This window comes from Arenibacter aquaticus (genome assembly GCF_003957295.1).
GTDB lineage: Bacteria > Bacteroidota > Bacteroidia > Flavobacteriales > Flavobacteriaceae > Arenibacter > Arenibacter aquaticus.
On sequence record NZ_RQPJ01000003.1, the window covers coordinates 600,530 to 623,460 of the forward strand.

Annotated in this window: 17 protein-coding genes; 7 read left to right on the forward strand and 10 right to left on the reverse strand. The window is 37.3% G+C overall.

Annotated elements, in window-relative coordinates; genetic code table 11:
* Nucleotides 1–45: 45 nt before the first annotated feature.
* The 4 genes from EHW67_RS09110 to EHW67_RS09125 form a co-directional block, all read right to left on the reverse strand.
* Complete coding sequence (locus EHW67_RS09110; protein ID WP_238389877.1) at nt 46–804, reverse strand: sugar phosphate isomerase/epimerase family protein; 759 nt, start codon at nt 802–804, stop codon at nt 46–48.
* Between the two features lie 218 nt (nt 805–1,022).
* A complete protein-coding gene (locus tag EHW67_RS09115; RefSeq protein ID WP_126162063.1) occupies nt 1,023–2,561 on the reverse strand; it encodes a RagB/SusD family nutrient uptake outer membrane protein in 1,539 nt (512 codons plus the stop codon).
* A 15-nt stretch (nt 2,562–2,576) separates the two neighbouring features.
* Nucleotides 2,577–5,855: a SusC/RagA family TonB-linked outer membrane protein gene (locus EHW67_RS09120; protein WP_158285109.1), complete on the reverse strand. Its 3,279-nt coding sequence runs from the start codon at nt 5,853–5,855 to the stop codon at nt 2,577–2,579.
* Nucleotides 5,856–6,124: 269 nt separating this feature from the next.
* The gene (locus EHW67_RS09125; RefSeq protein WP_126162065.1) at nt 6,125–7,300 is read right to left on the reverse strand and encodes a FecR family protein; all 1,176 of its coding nucleotides are present in this window, start codon (nt 7,298–7,300) and stop codon (nt 6,125–6,127) included.
* A 192-nt stretch (nt 7,301–7,492) separates the two neighbouring features.
* Between EHW67_RS09125 and EHW67_RS09130 the strand changes: the two genes are divergently transcribed.
* From EHW67_RS09130 to EHW67_RS09140, 3 genes are all read left to right on the forward strand, one after another.
* On the forward strand, nt 7,493–8,092 hold the full coding sequence (locus EHW67_RS09130) for an RNA polymerase sigma-70 factor (RefSeq protein ID WP_126162066.1): 600 nt from the start codon (nt 7,493–7,495) through the stop codon (nt 8,090–8,092).
* Nucleotides 8,093–8,885: 793 nt separating this feature from the next.
* Nucleotides 8,886–9,692: a phage integrase SAM-like domain-containing protein gene (locus EHW67_RS09135; protein WP_126162067.1), complete on the forward strand. Its 807-nt coding sequence runs from the start codon at nt 8,886–8,888 to the stop codon at nt 9,690–9,692.
* Nucleotides 9,689–10,141 (forward strand): tyrosine-type recombinase/integrase, encoded by a 453-nt coding sequence (locus tag EHW67_RS09140; RefSeq protein ID WP_158285110.1) that lies wholly within the window; start codon nt 9,689–9,691, stop codon nt 10,139–10,141. The genes EHW67_RS09135 and EHW67_RS09140 overlap by 4 nt, the downstream gene beginning before the upstream one ends.
* Before the next feature lie 245 nt (nt 10,142–10,386).
* Here the strand turns inward: EHW67_RS09140 and EHW67_RS09145 are convergent, their stop codons facing one another.
* From EHW67_RS09145 to EHW67_RS09170, 6 genes are read right to left on the reverse strand one after another with little or no spacing between them, the layout of a single operon-like run.
* Complete coding sequence (locus EHW67_RS09145) at nt 10,387–12,129, reverse strand: arylsulfatase (protein WP_126162069.1); 1,743 nt, start codon at nt 12,127–12,129, stop codon at nt 10,387–10,389.
* A 31-nt stretch (nt 12,130–12,160) separates the two neighbouring features.
* Entirely contained in the window at nt 12,161–13,021 is an 861-nt protein-coding gene (locus EHW67_RS09150) for an alpha/beta hydrolase (protein WP_126162070.1), read from the reverse strand.
* Nucleotides 13,022–13,036: 15 nt separating this feature from the next.
* Nucleotides 13,037–14,146: an alcohol dehydrogenase catalytic domain-containing protein gene (locus EHW67_RS09155; protein ID WP_202911942.1), complete on the reverse strand. Its 1,110-nt coding sequence runs from the start codon at nt 14,144–14,146 to the stop codon at nt 13,037–13,039.
* Nucleotides 14,133–15,305, reverse strand: a complete 1,173-nt coding sequence (locus EHW67_RS09160) for an AGE family epimerase/isomerase (RefSeq protein ID WP_126162071.1) — start codon at nt 15,303–15,305, stop codon at nt 14,133–14,135. Before EHW67_RS09160 ends, EHW67_RS09155 begins: the two co-directional genes overlap by 14 nt.
* Nucleotides 15,306–15,315: 10 nt before the next feature.
* Nucleotides 15,316–16,371 (reverse strand): 2Fe-2S iron-sulfur cluster-binding protein, encoded by a 1,056-nt coding sequence (locus EHW67_RS09165; protein ID WP_126162072.1) that lies wholly within the window; start codon nt 16,369–16,371, stop codon nt 15,316–15,318.
* 5 nt (nt 16,372–16,376) lie between these two features.
* Entirely contained in the window at nt 16,377–17,813 is a 1,437-nt protein-coding gene (locus EHW67_RS09170) for a hypothetical protein (RefSeq protein WP_126162073.1), read from the reverse strand.
* A 226-nt stretch (nt 17,814–18,039) separates the two neighbouring features.
* Here EHW67_RS09170 and EHW67_RS09175 point away from each other — a divergent pair, with 226 nt between their 5' ends.
* The 4 genes from EHW67_RS09175 (at nt 18,040) to EHW67_RS09190 (ending at nt 22,927) form a co-directional block, all read left to right on the forward strand.
* Nucleotides 18,040–18,897 (forward strand): AraC family transcriptional regulator, encoded by an 858-nt coding sequence (locus EHW67_RS09175; protein WP_126162074.1) that lies wholly within the window; start codon nt 18,040–18,042, stop codon nt 18,895–18,897.
* A 239-nt stretch (nt 18,898–19,136) separates the two neighbouring features.
* Entirely contained in the window at nt 19,137–20,039 is a 903-nt protein-coding gene (locus EHW67_RS09180; RefSeq protein WP_126162075.1) for a dihydrodipicolinate synthase family protein, read from the forward strand.
* A gap of 67 nt (nt 20,040–20,106) precedes the next feature.
* Complete coding sequence (locus EHW67_RS09185; RefSeq protein WP_126162076.1) at nt 20,107–22,179, forward strand: GDSL-type esterase/lipase family protein; 2,073 nt, start codon at nt 20,107–20,109, stop codon at nt 22,177–22,179.
* A gap of 82 nt (nt 22,180–22,261) precedes the next feature.
* Nucleotides 22,262–22,927 (forward strand): GDSL-type esterase/lipase family protein, encoded by a 666-nt coding sequence (locus EHW67_RS09190; RefSeq protein ID WP_158285111.1) that lies wholly within the window; start codon nt 22,262–22,264, stop codon nt 22,925–22,927.
* The last annotated feature ends 4 nt before the right edge of the window (nt 22,928–22,931 follow it).

Genomic DNA, 22,931 nt, shown 5'->3' on the forward strand with positions numbered 1-22,931 from the left:
TATAATTCTTTACTATAACTCCTAGGCCGTTTTAGTGGCAAAGGGCTAAATATTTCTATAGGATTCAATAATTTCTTTGCGTATGAATTCATTTATTTCCCATTGGTCCCCCATGGGTATTTGGGTATTCGGCTTATATAATGAATAAGGAAAAGGTCCGTACTCTGGAGTAATGGTCATATAGGCACGGCCTTTGTCCCTAGCATTTTTCAACATCTTCACCCACCAAAGCAGAAACTGATCAAGTTGTTGTTTGTAATTTGTATCCCTGGGATCAATAAGTTGTGGGCTTAGGGCAGACCCTACACGTGCATGAATATGATACGTATGTGAAATTGCCTTCTCTACAGCAAGAGTTTGGTTATCAAGCATAGATTCTGCAACACAGCACCAATGCGACAAATCAGAGGTAAGTTTTAAAAAAGAGTATTCCTCCAAGTAGGAAAAACAGGCATGAGCTGCAAATGAAAAACGGGAACGATGCGTTTCATGTGTAATAGCAACTCCTGTTTTTTCTTCAATCTCATGAGCCATTTCCAATAATTTTGCATTCTGGGCATAGCTATAAAAGTCCATCCCTGTATGAGAGTTTATCAACAATGGGTTGGCCTCGGCAAGGTTATACAAATGCTTTTTCAACTGATCTTGATGTTTTGCAAAGTTGACTTCTTTTGTTTCCCAGTGTTGGGCTACAAATTCCAATTCAAAATCCTTTAACATGGCATATATTTCCCGTTTTTTTTTAGGATCTGTAGGTAGGTCTATTTCCACCCCTTGGTAACCTGCTGCTTTGACTTTGTTCAAAAAATCAACCCAAGATAAATGTGAACTTCCCCAGCGAGGATATATAAATTTCAAATCCATATTATATTTAATGCTATGTCTTACCTCTATGAAAATAGTTAAGGTTTACTTACATGACGGTTCTACTGTGCTCAAATTTCGATACATAAATAAACCCCGCAATAAAAAAACTAACCAACTAACTCTTTTAAGCGGGGCTTACCGTAATTCTTAACACCCTAATATCCAGTATTCTGTTGTAAATTAGGATTATTGATCAATTCAAAATCAGGAATCGGCCATGTATAATCCCTCGGAGCCGTGAATGTCCGATCCTCCAATGGCACTACACCTATTGCTGGTTTATTCATGGTCTCATCCAACAACTTCCACCTATGGTAGTCATAATAAAGAACCCCCTCTGCTGCCAATTCTATAATCCTTTCCCTACGTATTATATCCCTAAAGCTATCTTGGGTAAGACCTGCAAGGGCTATTGGGGGAACAACAATGTCCGACCCATCTGCTGCGGCCCCTTTTCCACCTCGTGTCCTAAGTTCGTTCACCAGATCCAATAAATCCTGTGACGGACCATTAACTTCGTTCATAGCCTCCACATAATTGAGATACACCTCTCCCAATCTAAAAACGATAAAGTCGTTATGACTTCTCTGTTCTGCGGTTTCAGCGGGGTCGATCCATTTTCTAAAATTCAACCAAGTCCCGTTGTTTTCAAAAAGTGCCCCCTCATATTCCACATTCTCCATCCAATTAAAAATGGTTTGGTTAAGACGGGGATCCCTATTTTCAAAAGGCGTCTCGGAATCGTATAATGGACTGGTAGCAATATCCTCTCCATTGATATCGGGATAGCGTTCCACTAGGGCCATTGTAGGAGTATAAATAGACCAAGAGGCATGGAAACTGATTGGTCCCAGCCATTGGCCAAGGGAATGATATTGACCTTCAAGATCCGCATTTATCCTCGCTAAAATTATCTCTGAATTCCCTTCTCCTTCCGGTCTAAACAAGTCGGTATAATTTTCATGTAAACCAAAACCTCCAGACATTATCTCATTTGCTAAATTGGCACTTTCTGTCAACATTGAGTCATCAGATGACAACGTTCCCTCATAAAGTAAAATCCTTGATTTTAAAGCCATAACCCCCCATTTCGTAACCCTACCATACTCAGGTGTATAATTTGATGAGGACAACTCTACTAAACTTTGGTCCAATTCGGACAAAACAAAATCCAATACTGTTGCCCTTGAACTGGGCTCTACCTGCCCTTCATTGATAGCAAGGAAGGTGTTTACCAAGGGGACATCCCCAAACTGGAACAATAATTTATAATGGGCCCATGCTCTAAAAAATCGTACCTGTCCCATATATTGAGCTAGGTCTGTGTCAGATAATCCAGCTTTCTCCACATTCTCCATAAACCAGTTGGCATCCCTAATAGTGGCATACTGTCCTGTCCATAAGCTATTCACTATACTAGAACCCGGATTAATGCCCCCAGTAGAAATTTCAACAGAGGGTCCGTTCTGACTGAACATAATTTCTGTCAAAGCGTCCCATTCAATCTGACCTACGTTTGATAAAGACCCATATAGGGCATTAGCAGCCTGTCTAACATCTTCTTCACTAGTCCAGAATGCATCTTCAGAAAGTGCTGTTACAGGTAGTTTGGTAATCTCCTCTTCAGAACAGCTTTGTAAAACACCCCCTAAAGCAAAAATTAATATATATACTGTTTTAATATAAGTTTTCATATCGGTATGTTTTTATTAGAAATTAATGTTAACCCCCAATGCAAAGGACTTTAATGGTGGTACCGTCAAACCGTTGGATTCAGGGTCGAATCCAGGTCTAAAATCAGAGACTGTCAACAAGTTTGTTCCAGTAAAATAAAGTCGTGCCTTTTGTACGTATCTATTCTCTTTAAGTGGAAGGGTATAACCTAACTGTATATTTTTCAATCTTAAGTAAGATGATTTAAAAGCCCAAAAACTAGAATTGGTATAGAAATTTTGAAAATATGTTTGTTGTCCGAATAGCAATAATCTTGGGTAGGACCCGTCAATATTTGAAGCACTCCAAGCGTCATTGGCTTCCTCAGGAATCCATCCATAGTTGCCGAACAAATCATTTGACCTATAGTCTTTCGCCTTTCCTGTTCCCTGGAAGAACATTTGAAGATCAAAACTCTTCCATTCAGCGTTCAAATTAATGCCGTAAGTTATCTTAGGCAGTGTCTCGGCAATAGCCACGTTATCCTCAAAATTTAGAATTCCATCTCCATTTTGATCCACATAACGAATATCTCCCATTGTTGTATTAGGTGCAATCCCTGAGGTAATTTCCGACTTATAGTCATCCACTTCGGCTTGGGTCGACAAAATACCGTCTGCCACATATCCATAAACTGTACCCAAGGCATCTCCAACCCTATAACTTGTGTCGAACTCCGAAAAGGCATCGGTCAGCTCCGTTATTTCATTCGTATTGTACGTTCCATTAAGTGAAACACCATAGGATAGTCCGTTCGGTAGAGTGTTGTTATGACTTAAGATCAATTCCAACCCTTTGTTCTGAACGTTCCCGGCATTGATAGCTGGTCCGCTTCTACCCGTCCCAACTGTACCTGGCACGGGGCTAGGCAATAGAATGTCCTCCGTATCCTTTATATAGTAGTCCAAAGAACCGGACAACAATCCACTGTTCAAAGAAAAGTCGAGACCAACGTTGGCTGTACTGGTCGTCTCCCATCTCAAGTCTCTGAACGGAACTCCCCCTTCAGCAGCCGTCGGTTCAACGATATCGCCCATTCCGAAATAATAGGTCCCAAAAGAAATATTGGAGAAATAACTACCAGAGACCCTATTATTACCTGTAGTTCCATAAGAGGCTCTCAATTTAAGCTGGTCCAATGAATTGGAATCAAAAAAATCCTCTTTACTTATCATCCAACCAGCTGATGCCGAAGGAAAGAAACCGTATCTGTTTTCCGGGGCAAAAATTGATGACCCGTCATACCTTCCCGTTAGCTCAAGAAAATACTTTTCGTCAAAATTATAATTAATTCTTCCTACCCCAGACTGTAATGCACTCTCAGCTGTATTACTGCTTAATTGAGTAATATCATCATTGTCTCCAGAATTGGGAGCACTGAACTCGGTCAACAAATTATCGAATTGAAAGTTTCTTCTTCCAGCACTGATAAAAGAATCCTTGTTGAACTGCACATCCCATCCAGCAAGAATACCAATGTTATGCTTATCAAATGCTTTATCATAGCTAATGAAAGTTTGGGCATTGTATTGATTGTTATCCCTCCATGTTTGACCCAGACTATTTACATCCGAAAACCAAGTGGGTCCTCCTGTGGTAGACCTTTTATAAATACTGGAAACAGACCTACTTGTACCCGATATCAACGAATAACGGCCAATAACCTTTAAACCATCAACAAGTTCCCATGTTAGATTGGTATTAGCGGTAAAGGTTTTGTTTTTAGTATTGGCCGTACCCGCCTCCAGTTCCCATAAAACATTCCAAAATCCTCTGCCATAAGCACCTGCCTCATTAAAAAATTGGAATTCACCATCAGCATTTCTTACTGGCAAAAAAGGAGCCGTACCATTCATATGCTGATAGATATTATCAATTCCTGCATTGACATTTGGTGCAGTATTGTTTGTGATATTGTAACTTAGGTTAACATCTAAATCGATATTTTCCCTCAGCTTTGTTTTTAGGTTAGTTCGTAAATTATATTGTTTACGGTCGATTCCAGTTTTTACAATTCCATCGGCATTCCTGTATCCTAATGAAAAATAATAGGAAGACCTTTCATTCCCGCCCGAAGCACTTAAAAAATATCTATTGGCAACTTCTGTTTTCAAAAATTCATCCTTCCAATCAGTATCGGGATAAGCTGGGTCCGTACCTGACTCGAATTTGGCAAAATCCTCTGGTGAGAACAACTCCTGTCCTCCAGAGTTCAAAGAGGCCTCATTCATGATAGTAGCGGACTCTATAGAATTGGCCGACTTTTGTTTCGTGGTCAAGTCACTAAAACTTACAAAGCTTTCAAAATTAAAACTTGCCTTTTTATTCCTTCCCGTCTTCGTTTTTACTATAATCACCCCTGCTGCTGCTCTGGAACCATATATAGCTGAAGCTGCGCCATCTTTTAAAACAGATATAGCTTCAATATCGTTGGGATCCACACTTAGTAAATCCTGTGGCACTCCATCAACTATATACAATGGAGAGTTATTACCTATAGTAGTTGCCCCTCTTACCAGTACCGATAAACCTTGATTGTAGCCAGAATCACGTATATACAGGCCGGGAGTACGCCCTTGTAGCGCGGCTGCAATATTAGAACTGGTGACATTTCCCAACTCTTCAACATCAACGGTTGATACAGCGGAGGTTACGCTGGTAATCTTTTGGGTGCCATACCCCACCAAAACCACTTCGTCCAAGGCATCAGAATCCTCCTTTAACACGATATTCAGTACGTTACGATCATTAACAGCTATTTCTTTGGTTTCAAAGCCTAAATAAGACACTTCCAAAATGGCATTACCTGTCTCTAGTTGAATTGAGAAATTACCGTCAAAATCTGATTGGGTGCCATTGGTAGTTCCTAGCTCTAAAATATTTGCTCCCGGCAGAGGCTGATCATTCTCATCTGTAATAGTACCCGAAATAGTTAGTTGTACCAAACCCTCTAGATCATTGTTGCGAGGATTTTCACTTATCAGAATAGCATTGTTTTCGGTTATCTCTATATTAAGGTTCCCGTGGGACAAACTACGATGTAACAGGGTATTGGTCTTTATCCGTCCTTTTTGTACCTGTACTTTAGGAAAACTCTTGAATATACCTTCTTCATAAAAGAATTTATACTCCGTCTGCTCCATAATTAAGTCAAAAACTTCGTCAACCGTTAATGCCTCATCTGCCTCTATTTTAATTTTAGAATGTTGAGAAACTAGACTAGCAGGAGTTAAAGCAAAAACAGTTGTACAAAATAAGAAAAGAAATATTCTCATAATAAACATTAACAGGCGTTTTCTATAAGGAAAACAACCTATGGTCCATTTAATTTCCATAAATTTGTGTGTTATTGGTTGATTAAAATTTAATTAATTGATAATGCACTCTAGGGGATAGGGTCTTTAACTTTAGCGGGTAAAACCTTATCTCCCTTTTTTTTAAAATCGATTTTTTTTACTTCATTGGCCTATATTTTTGGTTTTAAAAAATTATTCATAATCGGTGATTTAATTATTGAGGTTCTCGCTGATGAACCCCATTACAATTACTTAATAATGATTTTCTTATCCCGTATCTCATAATGGTTAATAGAACTAGATTTCATGATCGATAAAATTTCTTCAATGGGTTGATCTTTATCCAAAGTCCCTTTAAACTTTATCAATTCCAAGTCTTTGTTTTCAAAAACAAAATCAACATCATACCATCTGGACAATACTCTCATAATATCCTTTAAAGGCTTTCCCTTAAAATGAAAAATACCTTTAATCCATGAGATTTCGTTTTCCACATCCACTAGCCGCACTGATAATTCGTTATTGACTACATTGACCCTAGATTGTTCATTAGGAACCAAAGTTTTTTCAACCATATTAGTGTTCACTTTCACCTTCCCCTCCACAAGGGTCGTATAAACAGCCGAATCATCCTTATAGGCCTTAATATTGAACTGCGTCCCTAAAACTTCTATTACTTGTGAATTATTAATTACTTCAAATTTTGCTCCTCGATGTGCTGTGCTCGGCGAAACATTAAAAAAGGCCTCTCCATAATCGAGTTCCACTTTTCTGGTTTGGCCATCCCTAAAGGCAACCGGATACCTCAATTGGGATTCGGAATTTAACCACACCTCGGTTCCATCCGATAGTTTTAAAAAAAATTGTCCACCTCTGGGTATATTCAGTATATTGTATATAATTTTACTAGAACTATGTTTTGGCGTTTCATACACAATTTGTTCACCATTGCTACTTATTCCTTGTGTTTTAAAGGATGTGCCTTTTTCCAATGCTACAACAGAACCATCCTCACGTATCAACGTCGCTTTGTCCGTACCTGGTTTTATAGTGCTGTTTACCTGTACAGGGTTAGATTTTAATTGGGTAGAGAATAATATATCTTTATAAATAAAAGTAGCGGTCAAAATTGCCGCAAAAATTGCTGCAGTAGAATATCTTACTATGCTTACTATCCTAGACTTACTTCTAAAAATACTTTTTTCTCTGTTTAAGCGTCTTACAATATTTGCTTTCGCCCTTTTTTTATCATAATCACCCATTGTCTTATTTATCATGGTATTGGTCTTGATGTAATCATGAAACAAGGCTTCATTTTTGGGGTCACTGATCCAAATCTCAAGATGTTTGAGTTCGTCAATATCAGCCTCCTTTAACAGAAACTTAATTAATAGATTTTCGATTTTTTTCTTCTCGTTTTTCATAGCATCGTTACTCTTATAACGAAGTTAAAATTGTTATACCCCCATTGATTAAATAAATAATATAAATTTATCTCATTGCCGAACCTATCCTTTCACTACATATTTAACAATATAACGAAGCTAAAATTGACATACCACCATTAAATTGATAAAAAAAATTACATTTGTTCAAACTTGAAATAATTACTGGCCATGAGTGCTAATTATACCAATCAAAAAAAACTTCTCAAACACCTCAAAAAAGGGAAAACACCGGCGTATACCTATTTAGTGGACCTGTACTACGAACAGTTGTGTAATTATGCCCAAAATTTAGCCCGAGATGACTATCAATCTGAAGACATAGTGCAAAATGTGATTGTTAGAATATGGCAACAACGAGATAAATTAAATTCCAATATCAATATAAAAAACTATCTATACAGATCTGTTTATAATGAATTTATAGATCAATATCGAAGATCCAATGCCATTACTGCCTTGGAAAAAAAATATATTGAAGGATTGGATATCGTCCTAGAAGATGAAGATTTTAATAATTCCGAAAGGATTATGGCTATGGTGATGAAAACAGTTGAAAACCTACCCCCAAAATGTAGAGAAACCTTCTTATTAAGTAAAAAAGAAGGACTTACTTATATTGAAATTGCGGAATATCAAAATGTTTCTGTAAATACCGTGGAAAAACAAATCGGAAAAGCTATCCGCATAGTACGGGAAACATTAAAAGACAAAATTAAAACTGTATTATTTTTATTGTTGGGGCTAAATTCCAAAAATGTAGAACACTAATTTGTTAACAATATTATGTTGGGAGTATTTCAATAAGTGTGTAAAGTAAAAAAGTATCGAGGGTCGGTCCCACAACTACGAAACAGAACAGTTTAAAAATTATAATTTACCAGTAAAATTGAGATAAATCTAATCAAAAATCAACATATGATCACTCCATTAATACTTGTAACACCTCCATCGCCAACCCCGTAACACTCTCCTCCCTTCTACTATGCTCTGCCTCTTCCCTGTTAGACAAAAAGCCGCGTTCCAACAACACGGCCGAGCAAATATTTTGTGTTTCCCTGAGCACTAGGAAAATTGCGAATTCCCCTTCCCTTGACTAAAATTTGAACAGCACACAGGACACAATAAGCGTAAAAAGTAATGACCCCCTGCTTTTTTATTTACATCAAAGAAATTGAACCAAACACCATGAATATTAAAACACTGATTTACAAGATTTTATATACACATAAGAGGTTTACTTACCCCTTAGGATGAATAATAAGTTAAAAAAAGTGTGCCTAAACTGAGCTTTTAGGCTTAAAAAGAAAGGGCCTCCAATCTCTTGCAAGCCCCGTGTTTGTTAGTGTGGGCCCTACTGGATTCGAACCAGTGACCCCCTGCGTGACAAGACGTTCAATTCGAAATTTTTACCAGTGCAAAATACAGTATAAAATATTGATTATCAAATATTTATATGCATTATAACAAAATTCCATATCATTTGATATCATATGGTTTCAAAAAAAAGTGAGCACAAAGTGAGCCTTATTTTTTCCTAAATTTAAGTAAAATTAAAGCAAAAATGGCTAAGGTCAGGTTGATATTGGACACCAGAAAATCGGCAAAAAGTTCGACCAATGGATTGTACCCAGTGGCCATCCGTCTATTTCACAAAAAAGCCAGAATCATTCGCCTTCCCTATCACTGTTCAAAATTAGGATGGGACGACCGGTATATGCGTATGAAAAAGTCCGCTTTCAAAAATAGGCACATGGATTGTGACAAGGTCAACGAAAAAATGTATGACCAACTGCATACGGCCCACAAGCTTATCACCGACATAGGAAATAGCATCAACTCCATTGATGTCGATACACTAGTCCAGTACATACATCAAGCTTGGGACAAAAAAGTGGATACCAAAATACGGAACGATGTAGATAACGGCATCACTTTGGGTGAGTGGGGAAAAGTGATCATCGACAGAAAACTTATGTCCAACAAACCCAGTACCGCATGCTGGTATGCTGGGGCCATTAGGACAATCACCAAATTCAACAAGGGAAAAGACCTACGATTAAACCAGATAACCGTGACCTTTTTGACCAATTTCCAGATTTATCAGGAGGCGAAGGGCAACTCAAAAAACGGGGTAAGTTGCTATTTGAGAGCCATAAGGGCAGTATATAACAGCGCTATTAGAGAAGACCAATTTTACACGAAAAAAAACCCTTTTGACCATTTTAAAATACCTACCTCCAGACGAACCAAAAAAAAGGCCGTCGAAAAAGTCGATTTTATAAAAATCAGGGATGTACATTATGCCAAGGGCAGTCCCATATGGCATGCCAAAAATTATGCCCTGGTCATGTTCAACTGCAGGGGATGAATTTTGTTGATCTGGTAAAACTAAAGTTAAGTGACATATACCAAGACCGTATATTCTATGGTCGCAGTAAGACCGGTGACCAGTTATCCGTGCGGATAACCGAAGAGCTTTCGGAAATATTGGGCCATTATACCACGGGCAAAACAAAGGACGACTATTTGTTCCCTGCAAATTATGATGGAAGCACAAAGCATTATGAAAAATACAGGAGCCTTAGACGAAGGATGAACGGACATCTCAAGACCATTGCCAAAGATGCCGGTATAGAAGAGCACTTTACAACCTATACCATACGCCATTCCTGGGCCACCATTGCCAAATATATAGGAATACCTACGGAGGTCATCAGCGAAGGACTTGGCCACAATTCCCTTAAAACGACCCAGATCTATTTACGGAGTTTCACCAACGACGTTTTGGATGAGGCCAATGAGATGGTGGTTTGTTGAATTAACTAATTTAAAAGGACACTATCCCATAAAGTGTGTAAATTAAAAAACCGAGGGTTTGACTTTTTTAAAGCTGGACCCTTTTTCTAAATATAATAAGAAACCAGTTTAAAATTATTCCCTATTCCTTGATAGTTAAATGGCATGGTATAGACTTTTTTTTCTTATCTAATTCCTCATGCCAACTAAAATAATTATATTCCTCTTTTTCCCTAACTTATATAAAGCACCTACTTTAGTCCAAATTATTTATGGTTATTTAAATACTTCTGAACTTCCATATGCGCCTTGTCGGCTTCTTCCCTAGTTCTAGTAAGTGGACTTTTGTCCCCAGCTACCACTGGTATTTCCAATTCTTCCCATGGCAAAACATTTGATTTTAGTGCCCAAGTTTCATAAATTCTTTCCATTCTTTTTACTTTTTCTGGGTAGGTTTGAGCCAGATCGTTTGTTTCTGTTCTATCCTCTTTTAAGTTATAAAGTTCCCATTCACCTTTTTCCCAAATAGAGACCAGCTTCCAGTCACCCAATCGGATCGCTTTGTTACCTTGATGCTCCCAAAATAATGTATCCCTTATCTTCTCATCTTTATAGATAATCGGCAGTAAACTTTTACCATCCAATGGTCTAATTTTGTTATTATTGAACGATGTCGGATAGTTTGTTTCAGCCAATTCTAAACTTGTTGCCATGATATCAATAATATGTGCTGGCTGTTTTCTTAATTCGTTTTTACCAAGGATTCCTTTTGGCCAATGTACTATTAACGGTGTGGCTATACCTCCTTCATGCATGTAGGTTTTGAATTTTTTAAAAGGAGTATTACTTAGGTTAGCCCACTTTAAACCATATCCTCCATATGTATTTTCAGGCCCCAAGGCTACGCCGGGATAATCCCCAGACATAATAATTTCACCTCCCTCAGTATAAAGAGGAACATAATTCATTATACTCCATGGCTTGCCGGAGTTCCCTATCATCCCATTGATATGTTCCGTTTTATCACCTCCATTATCTGAAAGGAAAAATATAATAGTATTATCCAATTTATCTAGGTTTTTAAGTGCAGCTACCAAGGCCCCTACACCTTGATCCAAATGCTCGATAGTACCAGCATATGCCTCCATTCTTGATTGCTCCCAAAGTTTATGCTCCGCTTTTTCCCAAGCCACATTTTGTTCATCAATCTCTGGAAGTTTACATAAAGGATCGATTATTCCTTTGCTGATTAAATTTCTATATCGATCCTCTCTTAGTTTTTCCCAGCCCTTTTCAAATTTACCTTTATGCTTTGCAATAGCCTCCTTTCGAGCATGTAACGGCCAATGTGGCGCTGTATAGGCCATGTAAAGAAAAAAAGGCTTATCAGCATCATTAGAACTTATATATTCTATTGATTTTTTAGTTATGGCTTCAGTATAATAAAAATCATCATAGGGCTCAACATAGGAATTGTCTTCCACCAAAGTTAAAGGGTCCCAATAGCTACCTGCGGCAATAAGTGTCCCATAAAATTGATCAAACCCCCTTTGCAGAGGCCAGTTATGCTTGGATTCATTTGGTTTAAAGTTATGATTAAGATGCCATTTGCCAGCCATATAAGTTTTATATCCCGACTGTCTCAATACTTCTGCGATTGTTACACATTCGTTATTAAGATCGGCACGGTAGCCAGGTTTGCCATAATCTTGGGCTGTCATATAACCAAGCCCAGTTTTATGTGCATACAGCCCTGTCAGCAAACTGGCCCTACTTGGCACACATCTGCCGGCATTATAGAATTGCGTAAACCTTAATCCGTTGTTTGCCAAGTCATCAATATTCGGAGTGTCAATTTCTCCTCCATAAGAACTTAAATCGGAAAAACCCATATCATCCGCCATGATGACTATAATATTGGGCCTAACCTCTTTTTTAGCCTCAATTTTATCTTTACAAGCACTAAGCACTAGTGAAAGTGCAACAAGGGTCATGAATTTATTGATCATAGCTTTAATGTATTATGTTAAACATATAAAACTAGTTAAAAATTCCTGTATTGCAAATAAATTTTATTTTACAATACCCCAACACCATCCACCTGGGAATTATAATCGAGATGCAAAAAAAAATCAATGACCTAATTATATTTTCTTTCCAATATTTAGCGTCATGTCCTCCTTTAAACTCCTCATAATTATGGTTTATACCATATTCCCCCAAACTATTATGCAACTTTCTATTATGATGTATTAATGAATCATCAACACCACAGTCAAAGCGAAAAGAAGTCAGTTTATCCTTATATTTCAATAGGTAGTCAATTACAGCTTCATCCCTATTATTTTTATAATAAGGATTCACATCATCTATATATAATTTAAATCCTTCAAAATTTGTAATAGAGGAATGGCCAGAAAAGGCACTAAAAACATTAGAATACTTTGCGCCAATACGTAAGGCTCCATAGCCTCCCATCGATAGTCCTGAGATATACCATTTAGAATTGTCCCCGATTTGGGTTATTACTCGACTTACCGCTTCTATGACGTCCTCGGCTATCCATTTTTCAAAATCAAAACCAGAATGAGCAAGATAACCGCTCCCGTCCCCCCATAATCCATCTGAAGGCATTACAAGAACCATTGGAGGCAATTCTCCTTTCTCTATAAGATCAAGAGCAATATTATGGACATTCATATGTCTAGTCCATGCCCAATGGCTAGCATATACACCATGCAGCAATATTGCCACTGGCAAATCCGAAATTTGCTTATTTCCTGGCGGAACAAAGACAGTGATATCTGCCCTCCCTTTTAGATAAGAACTTTGAACCGTTAAATACCTTAAGTTCTCAACCTCGTGTTTAGGATCGGAAACACTTATTTCTCTAATAATCATATAGTATATTTTTCATTAAAATAAAATTACACCCTTGGCATTTTTATCTGAAAGCATATCACTAAAAGCATTTTCTAAATTATTAGGAGTATAGGTTTGTGTTATCATTTTATCCAGCAACAACGATCCCTTTTCATAATAATCCAAAAGCATAGGAAAATCTCTATTAGGTCTGCATTTACCATATAACGGATTAATATAGATTTTATCCCACTCAAACAAGTTCATATCAAATTTAATTTCCTCTTCGATCCCACTTACCTGTACAGCCATGCCTCCATTTCGAATCATAGCCAATGGTGCAGTACCCAAAGACGACACACCAGTACATTCAAAGGAATAGTCCGCTCCCCTATTTTCAGTTAGCTTCTTCACCTGAATGGCCGAATTCAACAATCCAACATCCATTTTTTCGGCTATAATAGTATGAGTGGCACCGTAAGCTTTACTCATTTTCAACCGCTCCTCATTAATATCAATTGCAATAATCTTCGCCGCTCCAGATATTCTTGCTCCTTGAATTACATATAAGCCTACACCCCCAGTTCCCAAGACCGCAACAGTTGAACCCTTTGTGACTTTGGCTACATTTATGACAGAACCAACACCGGTCATCACACCACAGCCCATTATACTAGCTACCTCAAAAGGGATTATATTAGGTGTTGGAAACACGGCCGCCTCTTTAACAATGGTGTGGGTGGACATTGTACCTAAGTTAAAAGAACTCTGAACTCCCTTGTTTTTATAAAGGGTACTTTCTAAAGACACGTGCCCCATATTAGGTTTACCTTGTCCTATAACTGGAGACTGTAACTCGCAAATACTTTCACTTCCATTCTTACATTGAAAACAACTCCCACAAGGAATCGCCCAATTTAAAATCACCTGATCTCCAGGTTTGGTGGTTTTTACATTATTTTCAACAGCCAAAACAACTCCGGCACCTTCGTGTCCCATGATCATTTGTTGTCCCCAATTGGTATAAGAATCGTAATCAGTATGGCATACTCCTGCAGCTTTTATCTCCACAAGGACTTCATCATTTTTCGGCAGTCTAACTTCAATATCCTCCAAGGAAAATGTTCCTTTGCCGTTAGCAATTATAGCTTTAGCTTTTATCATTGTCATGTTCTATTTTTTCTAATGTTTTCCAGCATTCAAATAGAGACCTAGGCAAGTGGTAGCAACCTTTAAAACTCCCTTTTAAGTCCAATAACACCTCACCCCTCCTATTTAAATAACCATACCATTCCCCAAATTCTGGATCCGGAAAATATTTCCAAGTGTAAGTATGTACTTTTTCAAACCAGAACCACACATCGGCTCTTTTTGTGTGGTGAAACGCTTTCAATAAAGCAATAAGGGCTTCGTTATGGACCCACCACAATTTTTGGTCCCAATCCAATTTCCATTGCATAGGCTTGTTTTTCCAGTCCATAAAATAGTAGATACCTCCAAATCGATCATCCCAGCTGTAGGATAGCATTTTAATGGTAATATCTGTAGCTTTTTCAATGGTATTAATATCATTTGTTTGAGCTGCCAAATCTATGACCATCCACATGGATTCGACAGCATGACCTGGTACGATCAATCTTCCATCTACTGTATCCGGATGACTCCCATCTGGTGCCACATTTTCAAAAAATAACTCTAATGTTTCATCATAATGATGCGTTAGCAAATTATGGATACTATTGCTTTTTAAACTGACGATCTTTTCATCATCCAAAACACCTTCCATTTCCAGTGCCATATTAGCGTCCAGCATAAGTTTCCCCATACAATTCATTGGACGGAAACCTGTTTCCTTATTAAAAACATGTTTTGGGTTACTCCATCTTTTTTCAATCCGGTCATAAACCTCTCTAGCCAAAGTTTTATACTTGGCATTTCTTGATGCTTTGTAATATTGAGAAAAACCCAAAGCGGCAAAACAATCCGAATAGATGTTAGATGGTTTTTTCAAGGCGTTCCCTTTTTGATCAAAGGAAAAATAAAATTTTCTATCCTCGTCCATGCCATTTTCTACTAAAAACTCAGCTCCAGACATGGCAATTTCCAACCACTCAGGTTTTTTTTCAACTTCGTTGTAGAGCTTGCTGTAAGTCCAGACTTGCCTTCCAATAGGCCAGGCATATTTATCAGTATCAAATACATTTCCTTTGCGATCTAATGATGTTAAATAGCCCCCATGAACTTTGTCTAACGAATATCTGGACCAGAACGGAATAACATCCTCGAGCAATCCGTTTTTATACTGGTTTATTAACTCTTTCATATGCTGTCATTTAAATTTTCAATTTCAAGGCCCCTTTGGGTTTACAACTACAGGGCAAGCATGTACCAGGGTCTGGCTGAATCATGGTTGCATGATTATAACTTACCTCCCCTGCTACAATTTCGGTTAAACATGTACCACAATCCCCGAAGAGACAACCAACGTCGATATCAATATCATGGGCCTCGGCCAACTCTTCAAGCGAATTATATTCAGGGCCCCATTCAACAGTTCTCCCAGAGACTGTAAATGTTACGACTATCGGCTTCTCTTTAGAGCCTTCATCCGATAAAGCCGAATATGAAACACTGGCGGGACCAAATGATTCTGTTTTAATACTATCATCAGATATCCCTTCTAATTGCAATGATGCGGTAATATAATCCATCATCATAGGCGGCCCACAAACGTAAAAATCAAAGGAAGTATGTCTAAGTTTGCTTTTTATAAAATCTATATCGACAAAACCAAAATAATCATAATCCAACCCCAATTGATCTGAGGGCAAGGGATTAGAATAACAAACAAAGATCTGAATATTACTGTTTTCTTTATTTAGGCTTTCTAAGTGGAACTTAAAGATATGATCGCTACTATTAGTGATGCCAAAAAAAAATATAACATTCTGCTTACTTTTAGATTCCACTATTGCATTGACCATACTGAGCAATGGGGTAATCCCAATACCACCAGCAATAAGTACAATTGGCTTTTGTTCATTGGAGTTCAAGAAAAAATCGCCCATTGGACCTTTTGCCTCCAAAATATCCCCTTCCCGAATGACCTCATGAAGTAATGTTGAAGCCTTACCTGAAGGTATCTTTTCCCTAGTATCGAGAGCCAATTCTTTTTTTACGGATATTCTATAGTAATCCTTTCCAGGCGCTTCAGAAAAGCTATAAAACCGTTGAATATAGTGTCTTTGACCCTCTGGTTTAATTTTAAACAAGAGATGTTGCCCGGGTTTAAAAGGGGCAAGGGGTTCATTCTTTTCCAAACGCAAGTACAACGAGGAGACAAGTTCGCTCTCATGAACCTTTTTAAATACTTTATATCTTTTTTGCATTGAACCTAATTGTTTTTAACCTTTTTTTGATCTGCACGGGCATCTTCATAACTCACATTGTATGCTAAAACTTTTGGATCGGGTACAACCCCCATTCTCTCACAGGTATCCGAGTATACTTTTGGCCACCAATTTTGGTGATCCGTCAGTCCCTCCTCTTTCCATTTCTCCCAATCTTCATAAGCCTTGTCCCAAGCTTGACTTCCAAATTCCATAGTCTGATTTTGCCCCCCGATTTCTGGAACTATCCAATCACGGCCTATTTTGGTGTGCAGTACTTCATCAGCCCAGTCATAATCCTGAATCAATTTTGCTAGATTACTTTCCGTTGCCAAAGCTACTTCCCATTCATACTGCTTACCGGTCTTGGCAGGCATTAATCCTTGTTCTATATAGAATAATATAGCATGTCTTTCTATGGGGCTGCACTTTGTATTTAGTTGATATGACCAATTCCAAGTGATAGGAATTTTAGTCCAATCGATTCCCATGGATATAAAACCAAGTTCCCCCATCATGGCATGTCTGGTCTCATCCCACAATTGACGAATCATATCTTTGTAATAATCCCATGGTTTATCCTTTGTTTCTTCTATAATACTCGCCATCATTTCTGGAACGTCTATCTCCCGCAGTCTCTTGAAATATAACATTATCAGTTTAGGAAAGGGTGGTTGTTCCTTATCCAACAAGAACGCTTCTGCGTTGACCCTCATGTTGTATCTATCCAAAAAGCGTTCATCACGTTGCGGAATTGGGTCGTATTTATATGGTATTTTAGAAAAATGAGGTATTATTTTTTGGCTCGATTGAGTTTTTGTCCCATCCAAGTCTCCACAATTTTCCAAACATTGATCTAAGAGTGTCATCCAAGTTGATAATTCATTTCGATGGATTTCGTTGACCAAACAACCTATTGCTTTTCTTCCGTAATGTTGAATATCCTTCATTTCTAAGAGAGCAAACCTTAAAACTCGATAAGTTGGATGTTCAAAAAGCGTGTTGATTTGTTCAAGACTGTTTTCTAGGCCTCTAACCAAGGCTGGTATTGCCTTCTCATATAACCCTACAATTAAAGATTCGGTTGATGGTGCACATTGAATTTCATCCAGAAATAAATCTAGATTTTCATCTGGTGCTATATCCAGTCCAAAAGGTGGCTCTCTCATTTCACGAACCCTCCCATGAATTGAATTAACGTGTTCAGCACATAAATGAGCGTGAAGACCAAATGCCATTTTTAACTCATAAACTGGCATTGCTGTAATTCTATTGGTGAATATAAGGGACAATCTTTTTAAGGTCCAATGATATCTTTTTAATTGATTAACACTTTTTTCCGCGGTTTGGCCTTTAACCATGGCATCGTCAACACTTAGCATATTAACAAAAGGAGGCAGACCTTTATACCCCACATAGGAATTAATGTCAGATTTATTCATAACTGTAAATTATAAAGATTATAGGGCCAAAGTTCTTTAATGGAAATCGGTTTTAGGTTTCCTATATTGGGTAATAATTCCACTATATTTCTAAAAATATAGCTTCATTCCAAAAACTTAGATATATTTGATGACTTTATGCGCTGTCTTAGCATAATCAAACTTTGAAAAATCATTAGTTTTTGGACGTTTCAAGCTTTAGCTTATATTATAATTTTCTTATACTATGAAGCCAGTATTTCAGAAATTGACCCCATCCCATGAGGTACCTTTTTTATTAAACAAATTAGAATTACCACGATTTGATTCATCATACCATTTCCACCCAGAGATTGAGCTCACCTATATTTTGGAGAGCAAGGGCAGACGTATGGTTGGCAACAGTATTAGCAGCTACAAAGCGGGAGATTTGATTTTATTGGGCAAAAACACACCTCACTCATGGTTCGATTCTCCAGAAAGCAAAGGAAAGAGAAGTGCAATTGTAATACAGTTCGACGAGAATTTTCTTGGCCCAACATTTTTCAATAGAACTGGGTTTACACATTTACTTACAATGATGAACGATGCGCAAAGAGGTATCGTTCTAAAGGGAGGCTCACGAAAACATATTGCCAAAAAGATAGAAGAACTTTTTGAGTTAAATTCCTTTGGAAGAGTACTCTCTCTACTTACCATTTTAGACCACATTGAAAGAACCAAAGAAAAAGAATTTCTAAATAAAGAAGGATATAAAGCTAATTTCAACAAAAAAGATTGCAACAGAATCAGTGCAATTTGCCAATTTGTGGCCCAGAACTATTCTAAAGAAATTAAACTAGAATATATAGCAAAAGAAATTGGAAAACTTACGGTTTCGGCATTTTGTAATTATTTTAAATCCAAAATGAACCGAACTTTTACCGAGTTTGTAAATGAAATAAGGATTGAAGAAGCGAAAAAAATGATTATTGAATCAAATAATGATATTTCTGAAATAGCTTATAGTTGTGGCTATCAGAGTAAATCTAATTTTTACAAACAATTTCTTAAATTTAACGGGATTTCACCACTCCACTACCGTAAAAAAATGAGATTAGACTAAAACCAAAAATCTCAATTTACTTACCATGAATCATATCCTTGTTACCTTATAATACTTTACACAGATTTATCCACAACGGATAACATTATATTACATATTTACGAGCCACATAATCTGTAGAAATAGAATATATATTTCCCAGCTACCTATCGATTACAATAAAGATTTGCGAAAAAACATGCTTTCATCCGAATTTTTATATATATTCGCATTATGTAATACATAATACTGTAATTTATATGAAAGGACTTATAGCAGCAACCTATGCTCCAATGCACCTAGATGGTTCGCTAAATTTGAAGATTATTCCCCAATATGCAAAATTCCTAATTACCAATAAGGTTAAAGGTGCATTTATTAATGGTTCCACAGGAGACTTTGCCTCCTTGTCGGTAGCCGAAAGAAAAAAGATTACAAGTGTTTGGGGTGAAAATAAATCCTCGGATTTTTTTGTAATTGATCATGTAGGACATACTAGCCTTAACGAGGCCAAGGAATTGGCCAGATTTGCAGCGGATAAGGTGGACGGAATTGCTGTCTTGGCCCCTTACTACTTCAGGCTGAACAATATTGATAAATTGGTAGAATACTGCAAGCAAGTAGCAGCATGCGCTCCAAATACGCCATTTTATTATTACCACATTCCTATACTTACAGGTGCCAATTTCAATATGGTAGAATTTCTTGAGCTAGCGACCGGACAAATTCCAAATTTAGCCGGAATAAAGTTTACCAATAACAATTTAATTGATTATAAGTATTCTAAGGAGTTTAATAATGGTTCTGCAAATATACTTTTCGGATTCGATGAAATTTTTCTAGCCAGTTTGCCATTTGGGGCAGATGGTTGGGTTGGAAGCACATACAATCATTTGGCTCCATTATATTCATCAATTATTAATGCATTTAACAACAATGAACACAAGCTGGCTGCAGAACTTCAGCAAAAATCCATGGAATTTGTGGATATCCTAAACAACAAAGGTGGATTTAACGGCACAGCAAAATCATTTATGAAGGTGTTGGGGTTAGATCTAGGTCCAAGTAGATTTCCTCACACTACACTAACAGATGCTCAAATAGAGGAGGCCAAAACCGAAATGAATGCATTGGGGATTACTTCTTATTTGAGCAAAATATAAAAAATTTAAGATTACCATAAATATGACATTCATTAGCCTCTAGAAGATAAAATATTTTAAATAGAATATGAGCAAAATAATTTATTTACTATCTCTTTTCTTTACTTTTTCTATTCAAGGACAAAGTATAAAAGTTGCCTGTGTAGGGAATAGTGTCACCTACGGTTCTCAGGTAAAGGAAAGGGAGTCCAACTCATATCCCGCTCAATTGCAAGAAATGTTGGGCAATGAGTATGAGGTAATTAATTTTGGATATCCAGGAGCAACAGTACTAAAAAACGGACATAAACCATATTGGAACAATTCTATATTCAAGAGATCCAAATCTTTTGAACCAAATCTAGTCATTATTCACCTAGGACTTAATGATCAAGGGAATAATAATTGGCCGGAGCATAAAGAAGACTTTATTTCGGATTATTTAGACTTGATTGAAAAGTATAGAAGCCTTTCCTCTTTGCCTGAAATAATTATCTGTAAATTATCACCTTCCTTTTCTGGTCATCATTGGTTTGAAGAGGGGATGCGGGAAAACTACAAAGAAATCCAAGCCAAAATTGATACAATAGGAGTGCTAGCAGGTGTTGATATCATTGATTTACAAAATCCCTTATACCATTTCCCAGAATTTTATGCAGATGACCTTCATCCCGCCAAGGAAGGCGCCACTGTTATCGCCAATAAAATATATCAATTTATAAGCGGAAATTATGGAGGCCTAAAGCTTCCCATGTTATATGGGGAGAACATGGTATTCCAAAGAAATGTACCCTTGATTATAAATGGCACAGCTAACGCTCTAGACGAAATAACAGTACGTTTTAATGGGGAGACCATACGAACAAAAGTATCAAAGCACGGGCAATGGAAGGTAACATATCCTGCGAAGGGGGCTGGCGGACCTTATAAACTTTCGATAAGGTCCACATACTCTGGAGACGTCAATATTACCAACGTCTATATAGGTGAGGTATGGCTTGCTTCCGGACAGTCCAATATGGACTTTAAGTTAAGTAAGTCACTTCATGGACGGTCAGTTATAAAAGACTCCTTAAACTCCAATATCTTTTTATTTTCAATGGATGGAAAAGCCCACCCGTCTAACCATGTGTTTTCTTTAGAAGACTTGACGAACTGTAATGCTTCGAATTATTTTCAACCTTCAGGATGGAGTAATAAGCCTGATGCAGTAATGAAAAACTTTTCAGCTATAGCATATTCTTTTGCTTATAATCTTCAGAAAGAATTAAAGGTCCCTGTTGGAATCGTATGTAATGCTGTAGGTGGATCTACTACCCAGAGTTGGATAAGTAGAGAAGCCATGGAAACAACACATCAAACTATAAGTCTACTAAATGACACGCATCTAAACCCCCTGGTACATCCCTGGGTTTCCAATCGAAAAGCTATAAATTTATCTAAAATGAGGGATTTTGGTGTAAAGGCCAGGCATCCATTTGATCCTACCATGTTGTTTGACGCAGGCATTGCTCCCATTAAAGACTTTCCTATAAAGGGAGTAATCTGGTATCAAGGAGAATCAAATGCGGAGAGGCATGAATTGCATTCAAAATTATTTAAAATGATGGTAACTGATTGGCGAGATAAATGGAATACCCCTCACCTGTCTTTCAACTATGTACAATTAAGCAGTATAAATAGACCAAATTGGGGCAAATTTAGAGATTCGCAACGGAAATTGTTATCCATTCCCAATACCGGAATGGCTGTATCTTTAGATGTGGGGCATCCTACTGATGTACATCCAAAAAAAAAGTGGATAGTAGGTAAACGTTTGTCCAGAATCGCCTTGGCAAAAGATTATGGTTTAAACACCCCCTATTCTGGACCTATGTTGGACTTTGTGAATGTGAGAAATAGCGTTTTGGAAATTCATTTTACCCACGCAAACGGTTTAACGACCAATGATGGAAAGGCTGTTCGAGATATAGAAATTGCTGGTGCCGACAAAGTGTTTGTAAAGGCTGAAAACCAAATTAACAATGATATTATAGAGGTGTGGAATAAGGTCGTTGAGAAACCAAGGTATGTTAGGTATGGCTATAGTTCCTATACTGATGGAAATTTGGTCAATAAAGATGGGTTCCCTGCGTCCACTTTCTCCAATTTGGTAGATTAGTAAAACGTATATAAAGGAGAATTGTAAAATCTCACTTTTACCAAAATGAGATATCAGATAAACAAATTTAAAGATAGCAAAATTGAATCTTAGGGCATTAATAATTTTTGGATTTTTATTTTTTTCATTTTCGGCCAATTGTCAAGAGTTTTCTGAGCATTATTATATACGCAAAGCAGAATTTGAAGCAGAACCCGATACACAAGAAGAAATAATCCTTCTTGGAAACAGTATTACCGAAGGTGGCAATTGGCGGACACTATTCCCTAATAAAAATATGGTAAACAGGGGGATCAGTGGCGATACCACAGCAGGAATCTTAAATAGACTATCCGAAATAACCTCCTCCCAACCACGAAAAATATTCCTTCTAGTTGGCACCAATGATCTTGCTAAAGGGAAAACTGAATCGTATGTACTGGATCACGTGGAAACCATATTGCGAAAAATAAAAAATGAATCGAGCAATACCAAATTGTACCTACAAAGTATTCTTCCTGTTAATCCTTATGTAGGAAACAAATTTTCAAAGCACAAGAAAAATCAAAAATTAATTGTCACCGTGAATCGAAAATTAAAGGAGCTTTCTGCAAAAATGAAGGTAAACTTTATAGATCTACATAAAAAGTTCAAAAACCATGAAGGGGTGTTAAACAAGAAATATACTTACGATGGTTTGCATTTGAATCAGAAGGGATATCACAAGTGGAAAAAAGAACTAAACCCATTCATCAGGAAAAAAACGTAACGTA

Coding starts and splice junctions, on each gene's coding strand:
- EHW67_RS09115 (WP_126162063.1), bottom strand. CDS start 2,561: ATGAAAACTTATATTAAAACAGTATATATATTAATTTTTGCTTTAGGG.
- EHW67_RS09120 (WP_158285109.1), bottom strand. CDS start 5,855: ATGAGAATATTTCTTTTCTTATTTTGTACAACTGTTTTTGCTTTAACT.
- EHW67_RS09125 (WP_126162065.1), bottom strand. CDS start 7,300: ATGAAAAACGAGAAGAAAAAAATCGAAAATCTATTAATTAAGTTTCTG.
- EHW67_RS09130 (WP_126162066.1), top strand. CDS start 7,493: ATGAGTGCTAATTATACCAATCAAAAAAAACTTCTCAAACACCTCAAA.
- EHW67_RS09135 (WP_126162067.1), top strand. CDS start 8,886: ATGGCTAAGGTCAGGTTGATATTGGACACCAGAAAATCGGCAAAAAGT.
- EHW67_RS09140 (WP_158285110.1), top strand. CDS start 9,689: ATGAATTTTGTTGATCTGGTAAAACTAAAGTTAAGTGACATATACCAA.
- EHW67_RS09145 (WP_126162069.1), bottom strand. CDS start 12,129: ATGATCAATAAATTCATGACCCTTGTTGCACTTTCACTAGTGCTTAGT.
- EHW67_RS09150 (WP_126162070.1), bottom strand. CDS start 13,021: ATGATTATTAGAGAAATAAGTGTTTCCGATCCTAAACACGAGGTTGAG.
- EHW67_RS09155 (WP_202911942.1), bottom strand. CDS start 14,146: ATGATAAAAGCTAAAGCTATAATTGCTAACGGCAAAGGAACATTTTCC.
- EHW67_RS09160 (WP_126162071.1), bottom strand. CDS start 15,305: ATGAAAGAGTTAATAAACCAGTATAAAAACGGATTGCTCGAGGATGTT.
- EHW67_RS09165 (WP_126162072.1), bottom strand. CDS start 16,371: ATGCAAAAAAGATATAAAGTATTTAAAAAGGTTCATGAGAGCGAACTT.
- EHW67_RS09170 (WP_126162073.1), bottom strand. CDS start 17,813: ATGAATAAATCTGACATTAATTCCTATGTGGGGTATAAAGGTCTGCCT.
- EHW67_RS09175 (WP_126162074.1), top strand. CDS start 18,040: ATGAAGCCAGTATTTCAGAAATTGACCCCATCCCATGAGGTACCTTTT.
- EHW67_RS09180 (WP_126162075.1), top strand. CDS start 19,137: ATGAAAGGACTTATAGCAGCAACCTATGCTCCAATGCACCTAGATGGT.
- EHW67_RS09185 (WP_126162076.1), top strand. CDS start 20,107: ATGAGCAAAATAATTTATTTACTATCTCTTTTCTTTACTTTTTCTATT.